Here is a 24,712-nt window from a genome sequence, read left to right on the forward strand (position 1 = left end):
CCGGTGCTCCCGGTCGACAGCCCGGCGAACGCTCACCCTGCGTGCGTGCCGCCCGCCGCGGTGCTCCGGGACAGCGGTAGCGTTCTGTGCTGCCCGGACGGGCGAACGAAGGGGGAGACTCGGCGGTGAGAGCGGGACGAGCGGTCGGATTGCTACTCGGAGTCGCGGCGGACGCTGCACTCGGTGACCCACGGCGGGGGCATCCCGTCGCCGGCTTCGGTCGCCTCGCCCAGACCGCGGAGCGGGTGCTGCACCGCGACGAACGCGCCGCGGGGGTGCTCTACAGCGGGCTGCTCGTCGGCGGGACCGCCGCGCTGGGCGTGCTCGCCGACCGCGCCGCGCGCCGCGGCGGCCCGGCCGCGGAGGCCGCGGTGACGGCGCTGGCGACCTGGGCGGTGCTCGGCGGCGCCTCGCTGGCCGACGAGGGCACCGCGATGGGCAGGCTGCTCGACGCGGGCGACCTGGACGGCGCGCGCGGGCGCCTCGCGCACCTGTGCGGGCGGGAAGCGGCGCACCTCGACGAGCAGGGGCTCGCCCGGGCCACCGTCGAATCGCTCGCGGAGAACACCTCCGACGCCGTGGTCGCCCCGCTGGTGTGGGGCGCGGTCTTCGGCGTCCCCGGCCTGCTCGGCTACCGGGCGGCGAACACCCTGGACGCGATGGTCGGGCACCGCAGCCCGCACTACCTGCGGTTCGGCTGGGCCTCGGCCCGCCTGGACGACGCGCTGAACCTGGGGCCCGCGCGGCTGGCCGCCGTGCTGACCGCGCTGTGCGCGCCCGTGGTCGGCGGTTCCGCGGGCGGTGCCTGGCGCACCTGGCGGCGGGACGCCTCCGCGCACCCGAGCCCGAACGCCGGGCAGATCGAGGCCGCGTTCGCCGGAGCGCTGCAGATCCGCCTCGGCGGGCGCACCGTCTACGGCCACACCACCGAGCAGCGGCCGATCATGGGGGAGGGGCGCACCGCCGACGCGGGCGACGTGCGGCGCAGCGTGGAGCTGTCCCGGGTGATCGGCTCGGTCACCGGCGCGCTGGCCGCGGTCGCGGTGGTCGCGCTCGGCGTGCGGCGCCGCGGCTGATCACTCGCCGGAACCGGCCTGCTCGCGTTCGCGGCGCTCGTCCTCGGCGACCGCCTCGGCGACGGACATCTTGCGCGGCTTCCGCGCCCCGCCCGTGGCGGCGTCCTCCGGCGGCCGCAGCTCCGCGTAGATCAGATACCCGATGGCGGCCAGCGCCATCACGCCGAACGAGATCCACTGCAGCGCGTACGAGAAGTACGGCCCGGACGACAGCTGCGGCAGCGGCAGCGCGCCGAGCGTGCCCGGCTGGTCCTCCACCAGCGCGAAGTAGCCGGGCCGCAGCGCGATCCCGGTGCCGGCCCCGACGACGTGCGAGTCCACCGAGTAGGTCCAGCGGTGCCCCTGGCGGTCGAAGACCGGCCGGTGCTCCTGGTCCCGCTCGTCCATCCGGACCCGCGCGGTGATCGTGACCTGCCCGGCGGGCGCCGGGTCGTAGTCCGGCGCGTCGGTGCCGACCGGGCGCAGGAAGCCGCGGTCGACCAGCAGCGTCTCGCCGGTGGTGGTGCGGAACGGGGTGAGCACCTCGATCGCGGGCTCGCCCTGCACGGACCGCAACCAGGCCAGCGTCTCGCCCTCCGGCAGGTACGAACCGGTGGCGGTGATCTTGGTCCACTCGGTGTCCGGCCCGGGGGCGGCGCCGCCGGGCAGCACCTCGGCCAGCGGTTGCGGGTCCGCCGTGAACGAGTGGGTGATGGCCGCGTTGCGCGCCTGGGTCTCGTCGTCGCGGCCGAACTGCCAGGGCGCGAGGAGCGTGAAGCACAACGTCGCGAACAGCACGACCAGCAGGATCAGTCCGATCCAGCCGGGCCGGAGCAGGAACTTCAGGCGCACCCCACCACGGTAGGCGGCGCGGACCGGGAGGTCCCCTCCACCCCCGGCGCAGTGCGGTGCAGCACACGATCCCGGCCCAGGTGAGCGGGCCGGCGGCCTCAGCCCAGGGCTTCGCGGGCGGCGGCGACGGCCTGCCGCGCGTAGCCGCCGCCGAAGAGCACCGCGTGCACCAGCAGCGGGAACAGCTGGTGGACGCCCACCCGAGCTCGCCAGCCCTCGGCCAGCGGCCGCACCTCCTCGTAGGCGGCCAGCACCCGGTCCAGGTGGGGGCAGCCGAACAGCGCCAGCATCGCCAGGTCGGTCTCCCGGTGCCCGCCGTGCCCCGCCGGGTCGATCAGCCAGGCGTCGCGCCCGTCCCAGTGCACGTTGCCCGCCCACAGGTCGCCGTGCAGCCGCGACGGCGGCTCGTCGGCGCCCTCCAGCTCGGGCAGCCGTTCGCAGACCCGGTCGACGAGCGCGGCGGCCTCCCCGCCGAGCAGTCCGGCGTCGACGGCGCGGCGCAGGTACGGGCGGACCCGCTGGTCGGCGTAGAACTCGGGCCAGTCCGGGCACGGCTCGTTGCGCATCGGCGCGAGCCCGATCCACGCGTCGGTGGGACCGCCGGGCGGCGGTGCGCCGTGCGCGGAGGCGCCGGTGGCGTGCAGCCGGGCCAGGCCGCGGCCGCGCTCCTCGGCCGCGGCGGCCGACGGCGGTCCGGAGCCGAGGTGCTCGGTGACCAGGTGCCGCTCGGTGCTGCCGAGCACCGCGGGCACCGGCACCACCTCGGGTTCGGCGAGCCACGCCAGCGAGGCGGCTTCGGCGGCGACCGCCCCGGGCATCCCGTCCGGGTTGGTCTTCACGAACACCTCGCGGCCGTCGGCGAGCCGCACCGACCGGGAGTCCCCGGCGTCCCCGCCGCCGAGCGCCCGCACCGACACGGCCGCGGATCCGGTGCAGCGCAGCACCACGTCCTCGATCTCACCCATGGGACCTGCCTCGTCCTCGAACTCGTGCCGGGCGGCACTCGGGTCGCGTGCCCGGTCGGCGGCCCCGCCGCCGGCGGGAGCGGCGACGACCGCGGGTCCGACGACCCGGCGGCTCACATGTTCTCGCGGGTCCAGTCGAGCAGCTCGGGCATCGCCGCTTCGATCATGGCGAGCACGTCCTCGAAGCCGCGGTCGCCGCCGAAGTACGGGTCGGGCACTTCGGCGCCGTCGTCGGCGGCCGGGTCGAAGGAGCGCAGCAGCCGGGCCCGCTCCGGGTCGTCCAGCGCGTCCCGCAGCACCCGCAGGTGCCCGGCGTCCATCGCCAGCAGCAGGTCGGCTTCCAGGTGCTCGTCGCCGAGCTGCGCGGCGACGTGCTCGGTGGGGTAGCCGTGGTCGGCGAGGACCTTCAGCGTCCGCGGGTCGGCGCCCTCGCCGACGTGCCACGGCCCGGTTCCGGCGCTGCTGACCTCGACCTCCGCCAGGCCCGCGCGGTGGGCGTGTTCGCGGAAGACCACCGCCGCCATCGGCGATCGGCAGATGTTCCCGGTGCAGATGAACGAGATGTGCACGTGCGGCTCCTTGCGCGGCTACCGGGCTCGACATGTCCGGCCAACGACCGTACGGGGCGCCGCTGCCGGTCCGGGAATCGGCGCCGGTGATCATCCGCCGGTCGTTAGACTGCCTCCGATGACGAGCGGGGACGAGCGGGCGCTGCTGCGCCACCACGGTGATGTCGACGCCGAACCGGGATTGCTCGACTTCGCGGTGAACGTCCGGCTGGAACGGCCGCCGCGCTGGCTGCGCGAGCACTTGGCGTCCGCGCTGGACGACCTGGGCCGCTACCCGTCGGCCGCCGACGACCTCGCGGCCCGCGCCGCCGTCGCCGAGCGGCACCGCCGGGACCCGGCCGAGGTGCTGCTGCTGTCCGGGGCGGCGGAGCTCTTCGCGCTGCTGCCCGGGCTGCGCCCGTCGCTGGCCGCGGTGGTGCACCCGTCGTTCACCGAGCCGGAGTTCGCGCTGCGCGCCGCGGACGTGCCGGTGCGGCGGGTGCTGCTGGACGAGCACCGGCTGGACCCGGCGCTGGTGCCGGACGAGGCGGACCTGGTGGTGCTGGGCAATCCCACGAACCCCACGTCGGTGCTGCACCCGGCCGCGACGATCCGGCGGCTGGCCCGCCCGGGGCGGCTGGTCGTGGTCGACGAGGCGTTCTCCGACGCGGTGCCGGGCGAGCCGGAATCCCTCGCGGCGCAGCGGATCCCGGGTGTGCTGGTGGTGCGCAGCCTCACCAAGACCTGGGCGCTGCCCGGCCTGCGCGCCGGGTACGCGCTGGGCGAACCGGAGCTGCTGGCGCGGCTGGCCGCGCCGCGCCCGCACTGGCCGCTGGGCACCCTCGCGCTGGCGGCGATCACCGCCTGCTGCGCCCCGCAGGCCGTCGCGGAGGCCGAGCGGGCGGCGGTGGAGATCGCCGAGGCCCGGGACCGGTTCGCCGCCGACCTGGCCGCGGTGCCGGGCGTCGCGGTCGCCGGACCGGCCCGCGGACCGTTCCTGCTGCTGGAAGTCCACAATGGCGAGAAGGTGCGCGCCGCGCTGCGCGAGCGCGGCATCGCGGTCCGCCGCGGCGACACCTTCCCCGGGCTGGGGCCGGACCACCTGCGGGTGGCGGTGCGCGATGCGGCGCGGAACGCGGTGCTGGTCCGGGCGCTGCGCGAACTTCTCGGATAGTGCGAAGACCGAACCAAGGGGTGCGATTCGGATGACCGTGCGGATTCAGGACGTCGTGGAGTCGCTGGAGGCCGCGTACCCGCCGGAGCTCGCCGAGAGCTGGGACGCGGTCGGGCTGGTGTGCGGGGACCCGCAGTCGGTGGTGCAGCGGGTGCTGTTCTGCGTCGACCCGGTCGAGTCCACTGTGGACGAAGCGGTGGACTTCGGGGCGCAGCTGCTCGTCTCACACCACCCGCTGCTGCTGCGCGGCGTGCACGGCGTCCCCGCCGACGACCCGAAGGGGCGGCTGGTGCACCGGCTGATCCGCGCCGGCATCGGGCTGTACTGCGCGCACACCAACGCCGACACCGCCACCGTCGGCGTCTCCGACGCGCTGGCCGAGGCGATCGGCCTCACCGTCACCGGGCCCCTCGCGCCGCACCCCGAGGGCTCCGCCACCGGGCTCGGCCGCATCGGGACGCTGCCCGAGCCGGAACCGTTCGGCCGCTTCGTGCAGCGCGTCGCCGAGAACCTGCCCACCACCGCCTGGGGCGTGCGCGGCGCGGGCGACCCCGACCGGGAGATCCGCACCGTCGCCGTGTGCGGTGGCGCCGGGGACTCCCAGCTGGGCACCGCGCAGGCCGCGGGCGTCGACGCCTACGTCACCGCCGACCTGCGGCATCACCCCGCCGGGGAGCACATCGCGCGCGGCGACCTCCCGGGAGCTCAGGTGCCCGCCCTGGTGGACGTGGCGCACTGGGCGAGCGAGTGGCCGTGGTGCCAGCAGGCTGCCGACGTCGTCGGCGCGGCGCTACCGGATACTGTCGAGGTTCTCGTCTCCACACGCCGGACCGACCCGTGGACCGCTCACGCCGCCGGTACGGCCCCCGACTCTGGGAGGACTCCCGCGTGAAAGCCGACCCCGCCGTGCAGCGCAGGTTGCTCGACTTGGCGGAGGTGGACGCCGAGCTCAACCGCGTCAACCACCGCCGCCGCACGCTGCCCGAACTCGAGGAGATCGGCCAGCGCGAACGCGAGCTGCAAGCCCAGCGGGACTCGCTGGTGGCCGCGCAGACCTCGTTCGGCGACATCGACCGCGACGCGAAGCGGCTCGAAGGCGAAGTCGACCAGGTGCGCAAGCGCGAAGAGCGCGACCGCAAGCTGATGGAGTCCGGCGGCAGCGCCAAGCAGCTCGAAGACCTCCAGCACGAGCTCCAGACCCTCGCCCGCCGCCAGGGCAACCTGGAGGACGAGCTCCTCGACGTCATGGAGCAGCGCGAAGCGCTCGAATCCGACGTGGCCCGCGCCCGCGCCGGGGTCGAGGAGGCCGAGCAGCGCCTCGCCGACGTGCAGCACCGCCGCGACGAGGCCATGACCGACCTGGACACCGCCGAGGCCAAGCGCACCGTCGAACGCCAGTCGGTGGCCGGGACGCTGCCGGAACCGCTGCTGGCCCTCTACGACCGGATCCGCGAGTCCAAGGGCGTCGGCGTCGGCCCGCTTCAGGGCAACCGCTGCGGGGCCTGCCGCATCGAGCTCGACCGCTCCAAGCTCGCCGAGCTGCGCGACACCGCCGCCGACGACGTGGTCCGCTGCGAGGAGTGCGGCGCCATCCTGGTGCGCACCAAGGATTCCTGATGCGCGTCGTCGTCGAAGCCGACGGCGGTTCCCGGGGCAATCCGGGGCCCGCCGGGTGCGGAGCGGTGGTGCGCGACGCCGCCGGAGCGGTGCTCGCCGAGCGGTCGAAGTGGCTCGGCGTCGCCACCAACAACGTCGCCGAGTACCAGGGGCTGCTCGCCGGGCTCCGCGCCGCCGCCGAGCTCGGTGCCGACGACGTCGCCGTGCGGATGGACTCGAAGCTGGTCGTGGAGCAGCTCTCCGGCCGGTGGAAGATCAAGCACGAGGCGCTGCGGGCCCTCGCCGAGGAGGCGCGGGAGCTCGTCGCCGGGTTCACCTCCGTCACCTTCGACTGGATCCCGCGGGCGGAGAACGCGCACGCGGACCGGCTCGCCAACGCGGCGATGGACGACCGCGCGGACGGGGGCTCCGACGCCGCGCCCACCGGTACCGCCGCGCCCGCCGGCACCGCTCCGGAGTCCGGTACCGCCGCGCAGGACCGCACCCGGCCGTCCGGCTGGAACGGGGCCGTCGGCTCGCCCACCAAGATCCTGCTGGTGCGGCACGGGCAGACCGCGATGTCGGTGGACCGCCGCTACTCCGGCCGCGGCGACGTGCCGCTGACCGAACTGGGGGAGCGGCAGGCCCGGGCCGCCGCCGCCCGGCTCGCCGAGATGGACGGCGTCCCCGGCGCCCCGGTGCTCGCGTCCCCGCTGGGCCGCACCCGGCAGACCGCCGAGGCGATCGCCGCCGCCACCGGCTCCGAGCTCACCTTCCACGACGGCCTGCTCGAAACGGACTTCGGCGGGTGGGAGGGCCTCACCTTCACCGAGGCCGCCGCGGAGTTCCCCCGGCTGCACCGCAGCTGGCTCGGCGACTCCACGGTGGAACCGCCGGACGGGGAGAGCCTCGAAGCGGTCTTCGAGCGGGTCACCGCGGTCCGCGACGAGATCGTCGACCGCTACGCCGGGCGCACCGTCGTCGTGGTCAGCCACGTCACCCCGATCAAGGCGATGCTGCGGCTCGGCCTCGACGTGGGACCGTCGCTGTACTACCGGCTGCACCTGGACCTGGCCTCGTTGTCGATCGTCGAGTTCTACCCCGACGACAACGCCTCGGTGCGCCTGGTCAACGACATCTCGCACCTCTGAGCCCGGTCCGCGGGCGCCCCTCCCGCTCGGCTCAGGCCGCGGCGGGAGCGCCCGCGAGGTCGTCGGCGAAGGCGGTGAGGGCGCCGGTGAGGCGAGCCGTGGCGCGCTGGTCCCACTCCCAGCCGTCGTCGCCCGCGGTGAGCCACCTGTCGAACAGGAAGCACGCCGGGGCCACCCGCCGCGCCCCGCGGTCGGTGAGCAGCCGCCGCACCGCGTAGTCCGCCGCGCCCGACTGGGCCTGCGTGGACCCGAGGCACACCGGCTGCACCGGCCGCTCGCCCGCGGGCGGCACCACGTCCAGCCAGGCCCGCAGCAGCGGACTCCCGGACACCTCGTAGGTCGGGGTGATCAGCGCGATCCCGTCCGCGCGCTCCAGCAGCCGCCGCGACCAGCGCAGCGCCGGGGCGTCCGCGCGCCCGGCCAGCAGCGCCGATTCCGGCAGCAGTTCCAGCGGCAGCCGCCGCACCCGCAACCCGGCGCCGCGCAGCGCGTCGGCGGCGGCGCGGTCCAGTTCAGCCGCGCGCGAACGGGGGTGGGGGCTGGCGACGACGGTGACGACGGTGCGCATCGGGAGTTCTTCCTGCGTGCGGCCGGGATCCGGCCGGAAAGGGCGTGGCGGCGATCGTTCAGCAGGCGGAACAGCGCGCGGTGCCGACGCGGGCGAAGTCCACGAAGCGGCAGCGGGTCAGCCGGGCACCGGTCATCCGGGAAGTAGAGCAACGCCCGCGAATCCGGTCAATCCGGTTCCACCGGACGGGAAGAGGGGGTGGAGGAGTCGGCCTGTAAGCCGGATCCTGTTCCCGGCGATCTCGCGATCGTCCGGTCGGCGACCATCCATCTCGGCCTGCCGTCGCCGGCAGGCTCCAGCGGCCTACCCGCAGGCTCGGGCGGGCAACCCTCGAACACCTGCGCAGACGCCGTGGCGTCCTCTTGGCCTTGCTCCGGGTGGGGTTTACCTAGCCGCCCCGGTCACCCGGGGCGCTGGTGGTCTCTTACACCACCGTTTCACCCTTGCCCGTCCGGCGAACCGGTCGGGCGGTCTGTTCTCTGTGGCACTGTCCCGCGGGTCTCCCCGGGTTGCCGTTAGCAACCACCCTGCCCTGTGGAGTCCGGACTTTCCTCGACGCGGTCTCCCGCGACGCGGCCGCCCGGCCGACTCATCCACCGGCTCCAGTCTAGCGATCGCGGGTGCACGCCCGACGCGGCCCGGCCTGCGCGGATCCGGTCATTTCCGACGACGCCGAACCGGGTCGCTGGTCACTGCCCGTGCAGCGACCTGATCGCGGCCGTGACCGGTGCGGCCGCTACGCTGGATGCAGTCAAGATCACGTCCGGGTGGCGGGCGACGGTCTCGTCGCGCGATGTCCGGTGATCGGGTTCCGGTGCGCCGCGGCGAGGTGTGCCGAATTCCACTGACCGGCCGATTCGTGCACGGTCCGTGAGGAAGGGGCTCGCAACAGGGTGAACGATTCGTGGTTCCCGATCCGGCGCGTGCCCGCCTTCCGCTCCGCCGCGCGCACTGCTCCATCCGAGTCAAGCCCGATCGGCCCATTCGGTGACTGAGCCGGTGTGCCGACGTCATCTGTGGTGCTCGATCGACCACTACTGCTGGTGACCATGACATGTTCTACTCGTACCGTCGCGCCGGGGAGATCCGGTCGGCCGACGTACCCGCCCGACGACCCTTCACGCATCCAGGGGTAACAAGATGACCGCCATGTCGCTGGAAACGTTGGCGCACGTGCACGTGCTGGCCGCGCTCGACCCGTTGGCGCAGCAGACTGGTCTCGGGACCGAAGGCATCCGCGGCTGGATCCTCAACAACCTGCTGCCACTGCTGCTGCTCGCGGTCGCGCTGCTGCTGCTGTGGCTCGGTGGTGGCAAGGGCGACAACGCCGGCGTCATGCGCCGCGTGATGGGCGTGTTCGTGGCGCTGGCGCTGATCGGGTTCGCGGTCACCGGTGCGGGCGTGGACATCGGCACGTTCATCGCCGGCCTGTTCAGCACCAACGGGTGATCAGCCGTGCGGATCCGCACCGATGACGAGGTGTACCGCGTCGACGCCGTGTGGCTCGGCCCGCCGAAGGCGACCTTCCCGTGGCGGGCGCGCTACGTGGCCTGGGGCGTGGGGACCGTCGTGTTCCTGCTGGTGCTGGCCATCGAACGGCGGATGAACATCGGCTTCGGCTTCTTCTCCACCGGTTGGGCGGTCGTCCTCACGATCCTGGTTACGCGGATCGTGTGTTCCCGGATCACCCACGAACGGCCGCTGGGAGCCGTGATGGTGATGTGGTTGCGTGAGCTCACCGCGCCGCGGGAGCGCACCACCGGCAGCGGTGGTGCGGCGGGCGCCGCCCGGCTCAAGGTGCGCGCCGAGCGGCCGCGGCCCAAGCAGAAGCAGTCCGGACGAGCCAAGAAGTCCGCCCGGCGAGGCCGCCCCACCCCCGCCCGGCAGACCCGGCGGACGAACCGGGTCCAGCAGGGGACCCAGCCCACCGGCGGCGCGACCCGGCAGGTCCGCCGCCCCAGGAAGTCCGCGGAACGGACCCGGTCCGCAGGCGGGCGTGCGCGTAGCAAGGAGGTTCGCGGTGTTCGGTCGCCGTCGAGGCGGTGAGCGCCAGGCCCCAGGGCCGGGCGCACCCCAGCGCGCCCCGCAGGGCAGGGGCGGGGCGCGGGGCAAGGCGAAGCGGCAGGACCGCAGGCTCCCCGACGAGCAGTCGTTGCCGAGCTACACGCCGTCCATCGCCGCCCGGTCCATCGACGGGCACCTGCTGCGCACCGGCCAGGACGTGTTCGCCTGGTACCGGCTGTCCCCGCAGCGCTGGTCGTTCCGCTCCGATTCGCAGCGCCAGGACCTGATCGCCGCCATCGCGGGCCAGTACGCCGAGCTGCAGGGCCGGTGGATGCACCTGCGCGTCACCAGCCGGCCCTACCCGATCCGGATGTGGGCGGAGGCGCACGTGCACAACGCGCGCGGCGCCCTGCCGGACGTGCCCGGCGCGCTGAGCTTCGACGACTACATGGTCGGCGAGCAGCAGCAGCTGATGGGCCGCTCGATGGCGGAGAAGGAGGTCTACCTCGGCGTCCAGGTGCAGACCCGGAACGTGGTGGACCGCGCCGTGGAGCGCGCCGCCCCGCTGCTGCGCCGGGTGTTCCCGGAAGCGGTGGACGCCGAGCTGGTCGCGCTGGACAGCGAGATCGAGCACCTGGACCAGGTGATCGGTTCCGCCGGTCTGGACGGCCGGCCGGTGACCGCGGAGGAGATCTCCTGGCTGATGCACCGGTCCTGCTCGCTGGGCCTGCCCGCGCCGCGGAACCTGCCCGCGGTGCCCGGCGCCGAGTGGGAGCCGGAGGACCTGGCGTCGTTCACCGACGCCGCCGACATGTACCAGGAGCCGTACTCGCCGACCGCCACCGTGCGCGGCCGCACCGGTTCCAACGCGGGCATCACCCGGCACGTCGCGGTGCTGACGGTGGGGCAGACGCACGGCCTGCAGATCCCGGAGATCGACGACCCGTGGATCCAGCACTCCGACCGGCTGCCCGCGCCGGTCGAGTGGTCCGCGCGGATCTACGTCCGCCGCCCGGAGGACGTGGGCGGCGAGCTGCAGCGCCAGATGAACAAGGTGCGCTCGCAGGTCCGGCACTACACCGAGGAGCACGGCCTGGAGCCGCCGACCTCGCTGGCCCGCCAGGCGGGCCGGGTGCTGGAGATCGACGACGAGATGAGCACCGGGTTCACCGCGCTCGCCACCCGGGTCCGCTCGTGGTGGCGGCTGGCGGTGTCCGGGCCGACGGAGCGGGACGCGCTGCGGCTCGCCCAGCAGATCCTGGACCTGTACAAGCCGAAGGTCGCCATCGAGCACCCCGAGGCGCAGTACGCGATGGCCCGCGAGTTCATCCCCGGTGAGCAGCTGGCCTCCGGCGCCTACATGCGGCGCGGCTCGGTGGTGTGGGCGGCGTCCTCGGTGCCGCAGGCGACCGCGGAGGTCGGCGACCGCCGCGGCATCCTGCTCGGCGAGACCTGCACGGCGACGCGGCGCCCGGTGGCCTGGGACCCGTGGATGGCGCAGGAGGTGCGGGACGCCTCGGGCCTGACCGCGATGGTCGCCGGACTCGGTGGCGGCAAGTCGTTCCTCGGCGGCGGCACCGTCTACAAGACGTTGCGGGCCGGGGCGCACTGGACGCTGCTGGACCCGTCGGGTCCGCTGGCGGAGCTGTGCAAGCTGCCGGAGCTGCGGCCCTACGCGCGCCCGATCAACCTGCTCAACGCCCAGCCCGGCATCCTCAACCCGTACCGGGTGGTGGCGGAGCCGCAGCTGGAGCACTTCGTCGACGAGGACGACCCGGAGCGCAGCTGGCGGCGCGAACGCGCCCTGTCGGCGGCGACCCGGCGACGGCTGGTGCTGGACGTGCTCACCGGCCTGCTGCCCTACGAGGTGGCGCGGCTGCCGCAGACCCGGATCGTGCTGCTGCGCGCGGTGCGCGCCGTCGGCGGACGTCCCGACGCGCACCCGGGGATGGTGTTCGAGGCGCTGCGCCGCGACGCGTCCGAGCACCACGAGCACGCGGTGGTCGTCGCCGACTTCCTCGACGAGATCCGGGAGCGCATGTCGCTGCTGATCCCCGAGGCCGACGCCGACCCGTACTCGGAGACCCGCGAGGACCGGCTGACGGTGCTCACCATGGCCGGGTTGACGCTGCCGAAGGACGGTGTCGGTCGCGAGCACTGGACCGACGCCGAAGCCCTCGGCGTGGAGATGCTGAACCTGGCCGCGTGGCTGACCCAGCGCTCCGTGTACGAGCGGCCGAAGAACGAGCGCAAGGGCGTCTGGATCGACGAGGCGTTCTTCCTGTCCGAGGTGCCGACGGGCCGGGTGCTGATGAACCGGTTCGCCCGCGACTCCCGGAAGTGGAACGTCCGCGTGCTGCTGTCCAGCCAGATCCCGGCGGACTTCCTGCGCATCCAGGGCTTCGTGTCGCTGCTGGACTCGGTGTTCGTCGGCAGGCTCGACGACGACCAGGCCCAGTCGGACGCGCTGCGGCTGCTGAAGGTCCCGGTGGGCGCCGGCTACGAGCAGGTCGTGTCCGCCCTCGGGCGCAAGCCCGGCCCGGCGCGCGGCAGCACCGAGCGGGACCGGGCGCCGCGGCAGTTCATCTTCGGCGACGGTGCGGGCGGCGTGGAGCGGATCCGGATCGACTTCGGCGGACCGCACCTGGAGCACCTGCGCGAGGCGCTGGACACCACCCCGGCGAGCTCGGAGTCCGAGCAGGACCTGCGGGCGCTGCCCGGGGCGGAGGGCGCGGCGAACTCCGACACCCCGCCGCTGCCCTCGCCACCGCACGTGCCCGAGGACGACTACGCCGACGACATCGAGGGCTTCGACGAGTTCGAGCTCGAATCCGTCGGCATCGGGCCGGGCGAGGAACGCACGGTCGGCACCGAGCGCGCGCAGCAGCGGCCCGGTCGAGGCGGAGACGAAGTGCGGTGAGCGCGCTGGTCGCGCCCACGATCATGGCGGCGGTGATCGTGGCGGTGGTGCGGGCCGCGAAACGAGTGCTGCCCCGGCGCGCCCGGCGGCTCCCGGCGCAGCGCGCCCGCGGCCGCCGCTCGGCGGTGCTGCTGGTGGGCGCGCTCGTCGCCATCCAGGCGCTGATCGGGGCTCCGGCCTCGGCGCAGAGCCTGGACTGCTCGGAGCCGCCGAGCCCGGAGCGCCCCGGTTCCGGCATGGTCGGCGCGATCGACCCGGCGCCGCTGGGTTCCGGTCAGCCGGGCACCGCCTACGACGAGGTGGGCTACGCCGGGCTGGTGTGGCACACCTACGGGCTCGGCTGCGGGCCGCAGGGCGTGATGAACCCGAACGCGCTGGTCGACACCTGGCTGGGCAACGAGCTGTTCAACGTCTCGAAGAACCTGGTGGGCGCGACCAACGGGCTGCACTACGCGCTGCTCAACGGCGAGCTGATGGGCCCGCTGGACGACCTGATCGCTACCGGCACGGTCGCGCTCTACGACAGCGTGTTCACCCCGTGGTTCGGGGTGGCGGCGCTGGTGCTGGCCGTGCTGCTGTTCCGCTACATCTGGCAGGGCGACCTGGCCTCGATCGGCAAGCGCACCATGTGGGCGCTGGCCGGGCTGTGGTTCGCCTCCGCCACCTACCTGACCCCGATGATCTACACGCACGCGTTGGACGAGGTGGTGATCACCGGGACATCGGCGGTGCAAGCCGGATTCCTCCAGCAGGTCGGGGTGGACGAGGCGAACACGCTGCCGACCGTGCTGCACCACCAGGTGGTCTACCGGAACTGGCTGCGCGGCGAGTTCGGTTCGCCGGACACCCCGCAGGCCGAGCAGTACGGCCGCGAGCTGCTGCGCGCCCAGGCGTGGACGAAGCAGGAGGTGGCGGCCGGGGCCGACGCGGGGCCGTCGACGCCGAAGGAGACGGCGTTCACCAACGTCGCCGGGCAGCTCAGCACGACCAGCGCCTACGGCTACTTCCAGGGCAAGGACGGCAGCCGCGTCGGCGCGGGGATGCTGTCGCTGGTGCAGAGCCTCGCGTTCGCCTCGTTCCAGCTGATGGCGAAGGCGGCGATCCTGCTGGCGCAGGTGCTGCTGCGGGTGCTGATCCTGGCCGGGCCGCTGATCGGCCTGGTGGCGCTGCTCAACCACCAGATCCTGCGGGCGGTGGGCCGCGTGGGCGGGGCGGCGATGCTCAACGTGCTGGTGATCGCGGCGATGGCCGGGCTGCACACCTGGGTGCTGGCGTGGATCTTCAACCCGCTGCGCGGTTTCCCGGTGCTGACGCAGATCCTGCTGGCCGGGCTGGTGACGATCGTGTTCATCATGGTCGGGAAACCGGTCCGCCGGATGGGGCAGATGGTGCAGCTCTCGATCGGTGGTTCCGGCGGGGTGGCGCAGGCCCGCGGCGTGCTCGGCCGGTTCCGCGGCCGCAGGTCCGCCGACGATCCGAGCGGCGACTTCTGGGAGCAGGTGCGCGAATCCGACCCGGACGCGCCGCCGCCGGACCCGGCCGGGCAGCGCGGCAGGCGCCACACCCGCCCGGAGGCCGACCACCAGACGATGTCGGTGACGGCGCAGCGCCTGGACCGGCAGGGCGGCCCGTGGGCGGCGCTGCCCGGCAGCGGTTCGCCGACCGGCGGCGGGGCGGGTTCGCCCGCGCTGCCCGCCTCCGGTCCCGCCGAGTCCCGGCGACCCGGTGGCCCGGCGGCGGCGCTGCCGGAGGGCAGGCCGAGCCGCGTCGTGGACACCGCGCCCGTCGCGGATGCCTCGTGGGACCGGCGGGAGGAGGAGCCGGTGCTGGTGCCGTCCCGCGCGGACAGCTCCCCGATCCCCTCCCCGGCGGAGCCGACCGCGCCGCGCCGCGCGGACATGGAAGTGGTCGCGGGCAAGCCGGTGTACGTGGTGTACCGGCCGTCCCGGGGCTTGGAGGTGGCCGATGGGGACTGATCGGCCGCGACCGGTGATTCGACAGCTGCAGCGGGCCGGGCGGGCGCGAACCCGACCGGCCGGGTGAAGGGGAACGGGCCATGCCGATCCGGACGCATCGGGGACGCGCCGCGGTCTACCGGAGGTTGTGGGGCTGGCCGCTGCGCTCGCCGAAGCACCTGGTGACCGCGGTGATCGTGCTGGCGGCCGCGGCCACCACCATCGGGATCATGCTGCCGGAGCCACCGCCCTCGCGGAACTACCGCGACCCGTCGGGCGGCACCGAGCAGCACCAGGCGGTTCCGGCGCCGGCGAGCCCGACTCCCGCGCCACCGACGATCTCGGTGCCGAACACGCCGCCCGCGCCGGCACCGGCCGACCCGGCCGGGTTGCACGTGGTGGAGGCGTGGGGCGCCAAGTGGGCCACCCACCCGCCGGGCACCCCCGCCGGGAAGTGGGTGGAGTCGCTGCGGCCCTACACGACCGACGAGTTCATCACGGTGATGACCTCGGTGGACCCGGCGAACGTGCCGTCCACCCGGATCACCGGGCCTGCGGTCCCGCTGAGCTCCACCGCCAATTCGATCGCGGCCCGGCTGCCCACCGACGCCGGGGACATCGAGGTCGACGTGATGAGAACCGAGCAGGGATGGCGCGTCTCCGGCTACAACAAGGTGAGCTGACATGCGGAAACTCTTGGTCGCGGTCGTGGTGTTGTCCGGCTTCGCCGGACTGGTCGGGCTGGGCGCGTTCGTGGTCGTGCTCTCCGGCATGCAGGGCGGGCAGAGCTGGTCGGAGTGCAGCTCGGGCCTCGGCCCGTCCGGGGACGGCGCGGGCCGCGGGGAGCGGGACGCGGGCAGCCTCGACCAGGAGTCGGTGCTGATCGCCAAGGAGATCATCAAGATCGGTCAGCAGCGGAAGTTGCCGCCGCGGGCGTGGCAGATCGCCATCCAGGCGGGCAAGACCGAGTCGAACCTGTCGAACCTGACCTACGGCGACCGGGACTCGCTGGGCATCTTCCAGATGCGGCCGTCGATGGGCTGGGGCAGCGTCGCGCAGGTCACCAACGTCGAGTACCAGATCAACAAGTTCTACGACGTGCTGCTGGACATCCCCGGCTGGGAGCAGCTGCAGCCGGGCACCGCCGCGCAGCGCGTGGAGCGCTCCGCCTATCCGCTGCGCTACCACGAGTGGGAGCCGCTGGCGGCGCACCTGGTCAGCGTCGAGGGCAACGTGTCCGGGTTCAGCGGCTGCGAGAACCTGCCCGCGGCCGGGGTGCTGGCCACGAAGGCCATCAGCTTCGCCGACCAGCAGATCGGCAAGCCGTACGTGTGGGGCGCGGCGGGGCCGGACTCGTTCGACTGCTCCGGGTTGACGCAGATGGCCTGGAAGGAGTCCGGGGTGACCATCCCGAAGTACTCCCGGTCGCAGTACGCCGAGGGCGGCGCGCACGTCCCGCTGAACCAGGCCCAGCCCGGCGACCTCGTGTTCTGGGGTGCGGGCCGGGAGCCGGGGGCGATCCACCACGTGGCGCTGTACCTCGGCGACAACGAGGTGCTGCACGCGCCGCAGCCCGGCGAGTCGGTGGAGCGCACCGAGCTGTGGGACGGCGGCGAGCTGCTGCCGATGGTGGTGCGCCCCGCCGCGGACGAGCCCGCCCCGGCCGCGCAGCCCACCGTGCAGCCCGCGCCGGGCGGCGAGCAGCCGGGCGTCCCGGAGACCGGACCCGGCGGACGCCCGGAGGAGACCCCGGTGCGGCAGCCGGTGTAGCCGGTCCGGGAGCATCCGGGCCGGCACGCGCGGTGACGGGAGGATCGCGCTGCGACACGATCTCCGGTGGGCCGTCGGACCGCTGATCGCGGCGGTCCGCTGTGGCAATCTTGGTCTCGGGCCGTTCGCCGGCCCGGCCTGGCGGCGCGCGGGTCCGCGGCCCGCCCCGCCGCGTGCGCGGGACGACCACCGCCGAGCGGTGCGAGTCCCGCGGTGTGTCCTACTCCGGGAGGAAGCATGTTCACCCCAGACCCCATTCCGAGGCGTTCGGCACCTCCGGCGTCGAGCACGCCGCTGGGCGACTACCTCTCCCGCGCCGGGCACGGGGTCGACGCCGGGTACGCGGTGTTGCCGCGCTCGCTGGCGGAATCGATGCCGCTGCCCTGGCAGCAGCACATGCGCCACCTGCTCGCCGAGTTCCACCAGGCCTTCGGGCACCTGCAGTGGCCGGTGTACCGGGTGGTGCCGTCCCGGTACGAGCGGCTGGTGGACCTCGACGACGACCAGCTCGCCGAGGTCGGCTGCACCGTGGAGGTCGGCGACAGCGGCGAGCTGGAGTACCGGATGCGCGACGGCCGCCGCATCGAGAACCCGGAGAGCCAGCAGGTGCTGGTGTCCTGCCTGGACCCGATACCGCAGCGCACGAATCCGGCCGGGCACCACCCGGGTCCCCCGCCCGCACCGGGCGCCCCGCCGCCTCCTGCGTGGTGACCGGGTCCGCCCGCCCCTCGTGGTGATCGGGCCGGGCGCGCCACCGCCGCCCGCGTGGTGACCGGGCCGGGTGCGTGGTGACCGGATCGGGTGCGCCGTCCGGAGGCGTGACACGGAGCGGTTCCGCGTGCGAGGCTCGACGCATGGCCCGGGATGGTTGGTACTTCTGCCTGAAGCATCAGCAGGTCGAGCCCGCCGCGGGATGCCGCGCCGCCGACCGGCTGGGGCCCTACGCGGATCGCGCCGCGGCCGAGCACGCGCTGGAGCTGGCGAAGGAGCGCACCGAGGCCGCCGACGAAGCCGATCGCCGCTGGTCCGAGGGGGACTGAGCTCCGATGACTACGGCGGCGCGGGCACCACGGGGTGGTACCGATGCCGTCGCAGCCCCCGATCTCGGGGCCGGCCGCACGCCGCGGCCGCGCCGCTCCGCCGACGGGTGCGATTTCGCCGCCGTCCGCGCCGACTTCGGGCTCCCCGCCGAGTTCCCCACCGCCGCGCTGGGCGAGGTGGAGCAGAACGTCGCGCAACCCGTGTTGGAGGCCGACCGGGTCGACGCCACCGAGCTCCCGCTGGTCACGGTGGACCCGGTGGGCGCGAAGGACCTGGACCAGGCGGTGCTGCTGGCCCGCCGCGGCACCGGGTTCCGCGTGCAGTACGCGATCGCCGACGTGGCCGCCTTCGTCCGTCCCGGCGGGGCGCTGGACGCGGAGGTGCGCCGCCGCGGCCAGACGCTGTACCTGCCGGACGGGAACGTGCCGCTGCACCCGACGCTGTTGTCGGAGGGCGCGGCGAGCCTGCTGCCGGACCAGGTGCGCCCGGCGGTGCTGTGGACGATCGACCTGGATTCCGACGGGGTGGCGACCTCGGTCCTGGTGCGGCGGGCGTGGGTGCGTTCCGCCGCGCAGCTGGACTACGAGGCGGTGCAGCGCTCGCTGCGGGCCGGGGTCGCGCACCCGGCGATCGAACTCCTGCCGGTGGTGGGCCGGTTGCGCCGCGAGCAGGCGGTGCGCCGCGGTGCCATCGAACTGGGCCTGCCGGAGCAGCAGGTGGAGTCGGACGGCGCGGGCGGCTGGCGGGTCGCGCTGCGGCCGCGGCTGGTGGTGGAGGAGTGGAACGCGGAGATCTCCCTGCTCACCGGCATGTGCGCGGCGGAGATGATGCTGGACGCCGGGGTCGGGATCCTGCGCACGGTGCCGGACCCGGAGCCGCCGACGGTGTCGGCGCTGCGCCGGTCCGCGGCCCGGCTGGGCGTGGAGTGGCCGGAGGACCTGCCGCCCGCGGAGGCGCTGGCCGGGCTGGACCCGGTGCGGCCGGAGGCGCTGGCGGTGCACGTGGCGGCGACGCGGCTGCTGCGCGGCGCCGGCTACACGTCGTTCGATTCGGGTCCGCCGCCGAAGCCGCGGCACGCGGGGATCGGCGCGGCCTACGCGCACGTGACGGCGCCGCTGCGGCGCCTGGTGGACCGCTACGGCGCCGAGGTGTGCCTGGCGGTGAGCTCGGGTTCACCGGTACCGGAGTGGGTGCGGGAGGCGCTGCCCGCGCTGCCGTCCGCGATGGGCTCGTCGGACCGGGTGGCGACGCAGGTGGAGCGGGCGTGCCTCGCGCAGGCGCAGGCGTGGTCGCTGGCCGGCGAGGTGGGCTCGGTGTTCCCGGCGACGGTGCTGCGGACCGGTTCCGGCGACGGTGAGGTGTTCATCGCCGAGCCGCCGGTGATCGCGCGTTGCGCGGGGGACGACCTCACCGAGGGCCAGCGCATCCGGGTCCGCCTCACCCGGGCCGATCCGCACCGCCGCGAGGTCACCTTCACCACCGCCTGATCGGGGCCGCGCTCCGCCCGCCGAGTGCGGACCGCACCGCGCGGGTAGCCGCCGGGGAAGCGCGACTTGGACCTAGATCCACTTCCCGGGGGTAGTGCGAACGGGTGAGATCGGGTTCGAGAGGGTGGGCGCGTTCAGTGGGCATGAGCACAGCGGGCCCGTCTAGCGCCGGGTCCGCCGGATGCGGATCGTGGAAGGGCAGCGTCGCAAGGTGACAACGAGGAGGCCCGTCGTGGCTGAGGTGCGCGAGATGACCGTCGGTGTGCTCGGAGGCACCGGCGCGCAGGGCAGGGGGCTGGCGATCCGGTGGGCCGCGGCGGGCCTGCGCGTGGTGATCGGCTCGCGCAAGGCCGAGCGAGCCCAGGACGCGGCCCGCGAGATCGCCGAGATCTCCGGCGGGCAGGTCAGCGGCGAGGACAACGCGGCCTGCGCGGCCGCGGCCGACATCGTGCTGGCCGCGCTGCCGTGGGACGCGCACGCCGACACGTTGGCGGCGCTGCGCGAACCGCTCGCCGGCAAGATCGTCGTGGACTGCGTGAACCCGCTCGGCTTCGACAAGCAGGGGCCGTTCGCGCTGGACGTGCCGGAGGGCAGCGCCGCCCAGCAGGCCGCCGCGCTGCTGCCGGAGTCGCGGGTGACCGCCGCGTTCCACCACGTCTCGGCGGTGACGCTGGCGGACCTGTCGGTGGACCACGTCGACCTCGACGTGCTGGTGCTCGGCGACGACCGCGAGGCCACCGACGTGGTGCGCGGTCTCGCCGACGTGATCCCCGGGGTGCACGGTCTCTTCGGCGGCCGGTTGCGCAACGCCCACCAAGTGGAGGCGCTGACCGCGAACCTCATCGCGATCAACCGGCGCTACCAGGCGCACGCCGGGATCCGCATCACCGACGTGTGAGCGGCCGGCCGTGCGGAAACCCGAGCGCCAGGGGGTGAGCGGCGATGTCGAAACTGCCTGCCCAGCTGCCCCAGGAGGCGGCGAAGTGGACCGATGACGAGCGGGAGCGCGCGAGCCAGCTGCTCGACGGCCGCGCCACCGTGGTCAACGTCCGCAAGAACGGGCCGCACCGGCACCTGCTGCCGTGGCTGGAACGGGAGGGCCTGCTGACCTACGTGGGTCATTCCGGGCCGCGCCACTCGTGGCCCGCCTCGGACTTCGCGAGCCCGTTCGTCAAGGAGGCGAGGCAGGACCGGGCGGCGATGGTGCAGCACTACGAGCAGTGGCTCGACGAGCAGCCGGAACTGCTGCGGCGGTTGCGGCAGGGCGAGCTCAACGGGCGCGCGCTGGGGTGCTGGTGCGCACCGGAGCAGTGCCACGCGGACGTCCTGGCCCACCGCGCGCATTGAGTGAACGGACCGTTCGTCCGATAGAGCTGGACGAACGGTCCGTTCACTCCCACCGCGGGGTCAGTTGAAGGAGTGCTCCGCCGCCGGGAACGACCCGCCGCGGACCTCGTCGGCGAAGCGGCTCGCCGCGTCGGCGAGGGTGCCGCCGAGGTCGGCGTACCGCTTGACGAAGCGCGCGGTGCGCCCGGTGTTCATCCCGGCCATGTCGGTCCACACCAGCACTTGCGCATCGGTGTCCGGCCCGGCGCCGATGCCGATGGTGGGGATGTCGAGTTCGGCGGTGACCTGCTTGGCGGCGTCGGCGGACACCATTTCGAGGACGACGGCGAACGCGCCGGCCTCCTGCAGCGCGCGGGCATCGGCGAGCAGTTCGGCGGCTTGGTCGCCGCGTCCCTGCACCCGGTAGCCGCCGAGGCCGTGCTCGCTCTGCGGCGTGAAGCCGATGTGCCCCATGACGGGGATGCCCGCGGAGACGAGCGCCTCGACCTGGGCCGCGTAGCGCTTGCCGCCTTCGAGCTTGATGGCGTGGGCGCGGCCTTCCTTCATGAAGCGGGCCGCGGTGCCGAGCGCCTGCTCGGGCGAGGCCTGGTAGGAGCCGAACGGCAGGTCGGCGACGACGAGGGCGTGTTCGGCGGCGCCGGTGACGGCGCGGACCAGCGGCAGCAGTTCGTCGACGGTCACCGGTAGCGAGGACTCGTAGCCGTAGACGTTGTTGGCCGCCGAGTCGCCGACCAGGAGCACGGGGATCCCGGCCTGGTCGAAGATCCGCGCGGTGTACATGTCGTAGGAGGTGAGCATCGGCCAGTTCTCGCCGCGCTCCTTGAGCTGTTGCAGGTGGTGGATGCGGACGCGGCGCCGGGCCGGGGTGCTCCCGTACGGGGCGGCTGTCTCGCCTTGGGCAGGCTGCGGTGCAGCAGTCATCTTCGACCGTCCTTCTTCCTCAAGGCCCGTGCTGCGGGTCCCTGGGCGTTCTGCGACGTCTTGCGTTCGCCAGGGTCGCACGCGCGGGGGTGCGGGGAGGAGGGCCGGACGATGCACGTCACAGCCGCGGCCGGCGGCGATGAGCATCGTTGCAGCCGTTGGTTGCAACAGATCGCTCGTCTGGCGCGGAACCAGCGGTGCGGCCGGGATGGCGAACGGTTGTGTGCATCGATGCACTCGCGTTGCGCTCGGCGGATCAGGTGGTGGCAACCGAACGCAGCAGGCAGCGGGATCGACGCCCACCTTCGGCCCAGTGCGTTGCGCTCTCCGGGTCAAGTCAAGATCATCTACTGGACCTGTTCCGGTTCTGCTGCCTAGCCTGATCGGGTTTGCAATGCATCACAGAGGGAGCAGCATGACCGCGGCAGAAAAAGCTCCAGACATCCTGTCCCCGGATTTCGCCCGGGACCCCAACCCGTCGTACCAGGTGCTGCGAGATGACTTCCCGCTGCTGTGGCACGAACCGACCCAGAGCTACATCATCTCCCGCTACGCGGACGTGAAGCGGGCCTTCCGCGAGCCGGTGTTCACCACTCAGAACTACGACTGGCAGCTGGAACCGGTGCACGGGCGCACCATCCTGCAGCTGGACGGCCGGGAGCACGCGGTGCGCCGCGCACTGGTAGCGCCGGCGTTCCGGGGCAGCGAGCTGCAGGAGAAGTTCCTTCCGGTGATCCAGCGCAACTCGCGCGCGCTGATCGACGAGTTCCGCGGCACCGGCCGGGTCGACCTGGTCGCGGACTACGCGACGAAGTTCCCGATCAACGTGATCGCCGACATGCTGGGCCTGGCCGAGCAGGACCGGGGCCGCTTCCAGGGCTGGTACACGTCGATCATCGCGTTCCTGGGGAACCTGAGCCAGGACCCGGACGTGATCGAGTCGGGCATGCGGACCCGCGAGGAGTTCGCCGAGTACATGATCCCGGTGATCCAGGAACGCCGGGAGAACCTGGGCGACGACCTGCTCTCCACGCTGTGCACCGCCGAGATCGACGGCACGAAGATGAGCGACGAGGACATCAAGGCGTTCTGCAGCCTGCTGCTCGCCGCGGGCGGCGAGACCACGGACAAGGCGATCGCCGCGATGTTCCTGAACCTGCTGCGGCACCCGGAGCAGCTGGCGGCCGTGCGGGAGAACCGCGAGCTGGTCCCGCAGGCGTTCGCCGAGACGCTGCGCTACTCCCCGCCGGTGCACATGATCATGCGGCAGCCCGCGGAGGACGTGGAGCTCAGCGGCGGGGTGGTGCCGAAGGGCAGCACGCTCACCTGCTTGATCGGCGCGGCGAACCGGGACGAGGAGCACTACGCGAACCCGGAGCGCTTCGACGTGTTCCGCGAGGACCTGCCCGCCCGCACCGCGTTCACCGCCGCCGCCGACCACCTGTCCTTCGCCCTGGGCAGGCACTTCTGCGTGGGGGCGCTGCTGGCGAAGTCGGAGATCGAGATCGGCATCAACGACCTGCTGGACGCGATGCCGGACGCGCGGCTGGCCCCGGGTTTCGACCCGCCGGAGCAGGGCGTGTTCACCCGCGGCCCCGAGTCGGTCCCCGTCGTCTTCACGCCCGCCTGAGCCCGGCCCGCGGATCAGCCGAACGGCCCACCCACCCGAACCGCTCGGGCCGATGGGCCGTTCACCTGCCGGACGGGCACATCGAACCGGACACCGTCGTGCCTGTTCCTCGTCCTCATCAGCGGCGAAGCCGCTGAGCAGAGACCACCCGAGCAACAGGACCACCCGCGGGTTCTCAGCGGGATTCTCGCGAGGACAGCTTTTTCCCTCGTGGCGGAGCCACTTGGGAAAAGGATTCCGCAGTGAGAATCCCGCTGAGGTTCCGCCACCTGCTTCACTCCGCAGAACGAGCGGAAGAGGTCTCAGGCGCTGACCGTGTCGCTGGGGCTGAACTGGACTGGCAGGGCCTGGAGCCCCCGCATCCACACCGACGGCAGCCACACCAGCGCGTCCGGGTTGGCGGCCAGCACCACGTCCGGCAGCCGGTCCAGCAGCACCTCGATGGCGATCCGCGAGATCACCGCGCCGATCTCCGGCCCCGGGTGCGGGCAGCCGTGCTCGCCGTGTCCGAAGGACATGTGCGCGTTGTTGCCGATGGAGTCGGAGTAGGCGTCCGGCCGCACCTGCGGGTCGGTGTTGGCGGCGGCGAAGCCGAGCACCAGCATGTCCCCGGTGTGGATGCGCTGGCCGCCGAGCTCGGTCTCCCGGGAGGCGAAGCGGCCGATGAAGTTCTGGGTGGGCGTGTCCTCCCAGAGCACTTCGTTGAGCGCCTGCCCGACCGACCGCCTGCCCCCGGAGAGGGTGACCGCGAACCGCTCGTCGGTGAGCATCAGCCGGATGGCGTTGCCGATCCAGTAGGCGACGGGCTGCTGCGCGGCGGTGAGCACCACCAGCAGGTCCTGCAGGATCTCTTCCTCGGTCATGCCCGCCGGGTGCACCAGCAGCCGGGACGGCAGGTCGGCGCCGGGGTTCTCCTGCTTGCGCTTGACGAGCCGCTGCATCCGGTCCTGGATGCGCTGGTAGGCTCCGACGCCGTCGTCGCTGGCGACGGTGTCGGTGAGGTCCTGCATGAGCGCCCCGGCCTCGTCGTCGCCGAGGCCGAAGAGGCGGGCCATCACGCGCAGCGGCATCGGGTGCGCGAACTGCGCCATCAGGTCCGCTTCGCCACCGCCGGCGAAGCCGTCGATGAGCTCGTCGGCGATCTGCTCGCAGATGTTGCGCAGCTCGAACTGGTCGACGGCTTCGAGGCATTCGCCGATGGCGCCGGTGCGGCGGCGGTGCTCGTCGCCTTCGGTGAACATCAGCGAGGGCTGGTAGCCGACGAACGCCATCAGCCCCCAGTTCTCCGGCACCTTGTCCCAGGCGTTCCAGCGGCGGGTGTCGCGGGCGAACAGCTCGGGGTTGTTCTCCACCTGGTGGATCTCGCGGTAGCCGAGCACGAGCCAGGCGGGCACGTCCCCTTCGAGGCGCACCGGCGCGACGGGCCCGTAGTCGTTGCGCATCTGCCGGTACAGCTGCGACGGGTTCTGCTGGAACCGGGGTCCGTGCAGGGCGATGGGCTCCCGGCCGACCGGGCAGCCGCTCGGGCTCGGGTCGGTCGTGGGCCAGATGTCTGGGTCGGTCATGGGGATGAAGCTCCCGGGTTTCCGTTCGGACAGGGAGTGGCCTGATCTCCGGTGCACGACCGGGCCTGGTCCGGCCCGGTCGAGGTCGGATCACCGGATGTCGTCAGGTGACGTCGGCCCGGCTCGCGCGGCGAGCGGCCGTTGCCGACGACGGGTGACGGCA

The 24,712-nt window shown here is 73.6% G+C and carries 23 protein-coding genes and 1 other RNA gene; 17 read left to right on the top strand and 7 right to left on the bottom strand.

Annotated elements, in window-relative coordinates; genetic code table 11:
* Positions 1–125: 125 nt before the first annotated feature.
* Positions 126–1,076, top strand: a complete 951-nt coding sequence (locus LCD31_RS04430) for a cobalamin biosynthesis protein (RefSeq protein ID WP_224956153.1) — start codon at positions 126–128, stop codon at positions 1,074–1,076.
* On the opposite strand, the gene LCD31_RS04435 is transcribed toward LCD31_RS04430, so the two are convergent.
* The 3 genes from LCD31_RS04435 to LCD31_RS04445 all read right to left on the bottom strand — a co-directional run bounded on the left by LCD31_RS04435 (position 1,077) and on the right by LCD31_RS04445 (position 3,441).
* A complete protein-coding gene (locus LCD31_RS04435) occupies positions 1,077–1,907 on the bottom strand; it encodes an SURF1 family protein (protein WP_224956154.1) in 831 nt (276 codons plus the stop codon).
* Between the two features lie 98 nt (positions 1,908–2,005).
* The gene (locus LCD31_RS04440; RefSeq protein WP_224956155.1) at positions 2,006–2,872 is read right to left on the bottom strand and encodes a fructosamine kinase family protein; all 867 of its coding nucleotides are present in this window, start codon (positions 2,870–2,872) and stop codon (positions 2,006–2,008) included.
* A 113-nt stretch (positions 2,873–2,985) separates the two neighbouring features.
* Positions 2,986–3,441, bottom strand: a complete 456-nt coding sequence (locus LCD31_RS04445; RefSeq protein ID WP_224956156.1) for a low molecular weight protein-tyrosine-phosphatase — start codon at positions 3,439–3,441, stop codon at positions 2,986–2,988.
* 118 nt (positions 3,442–3,559) lie between these two features.
* Between LCD31_RS04445 and cobC the strand changes: the two genes are divergently transcribed.
* Genes cobC through LCD31_RS04465 form a run of 4 tightly spaced genes read left to right on the top strand, consistent with a single transcriptional unit; the run spans position 3,560 to position 7,341 of the window.
* Complete coding sequence (gene cobC / locus LCD31_RS04450) at positions 3,560–4,594, top strand: Rv2231c family pyridoxal phosphate-dependent protein CobC (protein WP_224956157.1); 1,035 nt, start codon at positions 3,560–3,562, stop codon at positions 4,592–4,594.
* 31 nt (positions 4,595–4,625) lie between these two features.
* On the top strand, positions 4,626–5,486 hold the full coding sequence (locus LCD31_RS04455; RefSeq protein ID WP_224956158.1) for a Nif3-like dinuclear metal center hexameric protein: 861 nt from the start codon (positions 4,626–4,628) through the stop codon (positions 5,484–5,486).
* Positions 5,483–6,211 carry a zinc ribbon domain-containing protein gene (locus LCD31_RS04460; protein ID WP_224956159.1) on the top strand — a complete coding sequence of 243 codons (729 nt, stop codon included), beginning with the start codon at positions 5,483–5,485 and terminating at the stop codon, positions 6,209–6,211. The genes LCD31_RS04455 and LCD31_RS04460 overlap by 4 nt, the downstream gene beginning before the upstream one ends.
* Positions 6,211–7,341, top strand: a complete 1,131-nt coding sequence (locus tag LCD31_RS04465; RefSeq protein ID WP_224956160.1) for a bifunctional RNase H/acid phosphatase — start codon at positions 6,211–6,213, stop codon at positions 7,339–7,341. Before LCD31_RS04460 ends, LCD31_RS04465 begins: the two co-directional genes overlap by 1 nt.
* Before the next feature lie 31 nt (positions 7,342–7,372).
* On the opposite strand, the gene LCD31_RS04470 is transcribed toward LCD31_RS04465, so the two are convergent.
* Positions 7,373–7,909, bottom strand: a complete 537-nt coding sequence (locus LCD31_RS04470) for an NAD(P)H-dependent oxidoreductase (RefSeq protein WP_224956161.1) — start codon at positions 7,907–7,909, stop codon at positions 7,373–7,375.
* 199 nt (positions 7,910–8,108) lie between these two features.
* An RNA gene (gene rnpB / locus LCD31_RS04475) (RNase P RNA component class A) lies at positions 8,109–8,501 on the bottom strand.
* A gap of 548 nt (positions 8,502–9,049) precedes the next feature.
* Here rnpB and LCD31_RS04480 point away from each other — a divergent pair.
* The 11 genes from LCD31_RS04480 (at position 9,050) to LCD31_RS04530 (ending at position 20,433) form a co-directional block, all read left to right on the top strand.
* Entirely contained in the window at positions 9,050–9,358 is a 309-nt protein-coding gene (locus LCD31_RS04480) for a hypothetical protein (RefSeq protein WP_224956162.1), read from the top strand.
* Positions 9,359–9,364: 6 nt separating this feature from the next.
* A complete protein-coding gene (locus tag LCD31_RS04485; protein WP_224956163.1) occupies positions 9,365–9,955 on the top strand; it encodes a hypothetical protein in 591 nt (196 codons plus the stop codon).
* On the top strand, positions 9,930–12,833 hold the full coding sequence (locus tag LCD31_RS04490) for an ATP-binding protein (protein WP_224956164.1): 2,904 nt from the start codon (positions 9,930–9,932) through the stop codon (positions 12,831–12,833). Before LCD31_RS04485 ends, LCD31_RS04490 begins: the two co-directional genes overlap by 26 nt.
* On the top strand, positions 12,830–14,809 hold the full coding sequence (locus tag LCD31_RS04495; protein WP_224956165.1) for a hypothetical protein: 1,980 nt from the start codon (positions 12,830–12,832) through the stop codon (positions 14,807–14,809). The genes LCD31_RS04490 and LCD31_RS04495 overlap by 4 nt, the downstream gene beginning before the upstream one ends.
* An 80-nt stretch (positions 14,810–14,889) precedes the next feature.
* A complete protein-coding gene (locus LCD31_RS04500; protein WP_224956166.1) occupies positions 14,890–15,471 on the top strand; it encodes a hypothetical protein in 582 nt (193 codons plus the stop codon).
* Between the two features lies 1 nt (position 15,472).
* On the top strand, positions 15,473–16,558 hold the full coding sequence (locus tag LCD31_RS04505; RefSeq protein WP_224956167.1) for a C40 family peptidase: 1,086 nt from the start codon (positions 15,473–15,475) through the stop codon (positions 16,556–16,558).
* A 237-nt stretch (positions 16,559–16,795) separates the two neighbouring features.
* Complete coding sequence (locus LCD31_RS04510) at positions 16,796–17,269, top strand: hypothetical protein (protein WP_224956168.1); 474 nt, start codon at positions 16,796–16,798, stop codon at positions 17,267–17,269.
* A 143-nt stretch (positions 17,270–17,412) separates the two neighbouring features.
* The gene (locus LCD31_RS04515) at positions 17,413–17,598 is read left to right on the top strand and encodes a hypothetical protein (RefSeq protein WP_224956169.1); all 186 of its coding nucleotides are present in this window, start codon (positions 17,413–17,415) and stop codon (positions 17,596–17,598) included.
* Between the two features lie 6 nt (positions 17,599–17,604).
* On the top strand, positions 17,605–19,086 hold the full coding sequence (locus LCD31_RS04520) for an RNB domain-containing ribonuclease (protein WP_224956170.1): 1,482 nt from the start codon (positions 17,605–17,607) through the stop codon (positions 19,084–19,086).
* 232 nt (positions 19,087–19,318) lie between these two features.
* The gene (gene npdG / locus LCD31_RS04525; protein WP_224956171.1) at positions 19,319–19,984 is read left to right on the top strand and encodes an NADPH-dependent F420 reductase; all 666 of its coding nucleotides are present in this window, start codon (positions 19,319–19,321) and stop codon (positions 19,982–19,984) included.
* A 44-nt stretch (positions 19,985–20,028) separates the two neighbouring features.
* Complete coding sequence (locus LCD31_RS04530) at positions 20,029–20,433, top strand: DUF4326 domain-containing protein (protein WP_224956172.1); 405 nt, start codon at positions 20,029–20,031, stop codon at positions 20,431–20,433.
* 60 nt (positions 20,434–20,493) lie between these two features.
* Here LCD31_RS04530 and panB read toward each other — a convergent pair whose 3' ends face one another.
* Positions 20,494–21,354, bottom strand: coding sequence for a 3-methyl-2-oxobutanoate hydroxymethyltransferase (panB, locus tag LCD31_RS04535; RefSeq protein ID WP_224956173.1), 861 nt, complete (start codon positions 21,352–21,354; stop codon positions 20,494–20,496).
* A 415-nt stretch (positions 21,355–21,769) separates the two neighbouring features.
* Between panB and LCD31_RS04540 the strand changes: the two genes are divergently transcribed.
* On the top strand, positions 21,770–22,984 hold the full coding sequence (locus LCD31_RS04540) for a cytochrome P450 (RefSeq protein WP_224956174.1): 1,215 nt from the start codon (positions 21,770–21,772) through the stop codon (positions 22,982–22,984).
* Between the two features lie 302 nt (positions 22,985–23,286).
* Here LCD31_RS04540 and LCD31_RS04545 read toward each other — a convergent pair whose 3' ends face one another.
* Positions 23,287–24,549: a cytochrome P450 gene (locus LCD31_RS04545; protein ID WP_374201640.1), complete on the bottom strand. Its 1,263-nt coding sequence runs from the start codon at positions 24,547–24,549 to the stop codon at positions 23,287–23,289.
* Between the last annotated feature and the right edge of the window lie 163 nt (positions 24,550–24,712).

It is taken from the genome of Saccharopolyspora sp. 6M, assembly GCF_020176775.1.
Taxonomy (GTDB): domain Bacteria; phylum Actinomycetota; class Actinomycetes; order Mycobacteriales; family Pseudonocardiaceae; genus Saccharopolyspora_C; species Saccharopolyspora_C gregorii.

Excerpts from the sequence above, each read along its gene's own strand:
- LCD31_RS04440 (WP_224956155.1), bottom strand. The coding sequence starts at position 2,872 with ATGGGTGAGATCGAGGACGTGGTGCTGCGCTGCACCGGATCCGCGGCC.
- cobC (WP_224956157.1), top strand. The coding sequence starts at position 3,560 with ATGACGAGCGGGGACGAGCGGGCGCTGCTGCGCCACCACGGTGATGTC.
- LCD31_RS04455 (WP_224956158.1), top strand. The coding sequence starts at position 4,626 with ATGACCGTGCGGATTCAGGACGTCGTGGAGTCGCTGGAGGCCGCGTAC.
- LCD31_RS04465 (WP_224956160.1), top strand. The coding sequence starts at position 6,211 with ATGCGCGTCGTCGTCGAAGCCGACGGCGGTTCCCGGGGCAATCCGGGG.
- LCD31_RS04470 (WP_224956161.1), bottom strand. The coding sequence starts at position 7,909 with ATGCGCACCGTCGTCACCGTCGTCGCCAGCCCCCACCCCCGTTCGCGC.
- LCD31_RS04480 (WP_224956162.1), top strand. The coding sequence starts at position 9,050 with ATGACCGCCATGTCGCTGGAAACGTTGGCGCACGTGCACGTGCTGGCC.
- LCD31_RS04500 (WP_224956166.1), top strand. The coding sequence starts at position 14,890 with ATGCCGATCCGGACGCATCGGGGACGCGCCGCGGTCTACCGGAGGTTG.
- LCD31_RS04505 (WP_224956167.1), top strand. The coding sequence starts at position 15,473 with ATGCGGAAACTCTTGGTCGCGGTCGTGGTGTTGTCCGGCTTCGCCGGA.
- LCD31_RS04510 (WP_224956168.1), top strand. The coding sequence starts at position 16,796 with ATGTTCACCCCAGACCCCATTCCGAGGCGTTCGGCACCTCCGGCGTCG.
- LCD31_RS04515 (WP_224956169.1), top strand. The coding sequence starts at position 17,413 with ATGGCCCGGGATGGTTGGTACTTCTGCCTGAAGCATCAGCAGGTCGAG.
- LCD31_RS04520 (WP_224956170.1), top strand. The coding sequence starts at position 17,605 with ATGACTACGGCGGCGCGGGCACCACGGGGTGGTACCGATGCCGTCGCA.
- LCD31_RS04530 (WP_224956172.1), top strand. The coding sequence starts at position 20,029 with ATGTCGAAACTGCCTGCCCAGCTGCCCCAGGAGGCGGCGAAGTGGACC.
- panB (WP_224956173.1), bottom strand. The coding sequence starts at position 21,354 with ATGACTGCTGCACCGCAGCCTGCCCAAGGCGAGACAGCCGCCCCGTAC.
- LCD31_RS04540 (WP_224956174.1), top strand. The coding sequence starts at position 21,770 with ATGACCGCGGCAGAAAAAGCTCCAGACATCCTGTCCCCGGATTTCGCC.
- LCD31_RS04545 (WP_374201640.1), bottom strand. The coding sequence starts at position 24,549 with ATGACCGACCCAGACATCTGGCCCACGACCGACCCGAGCCCGAGCGGC.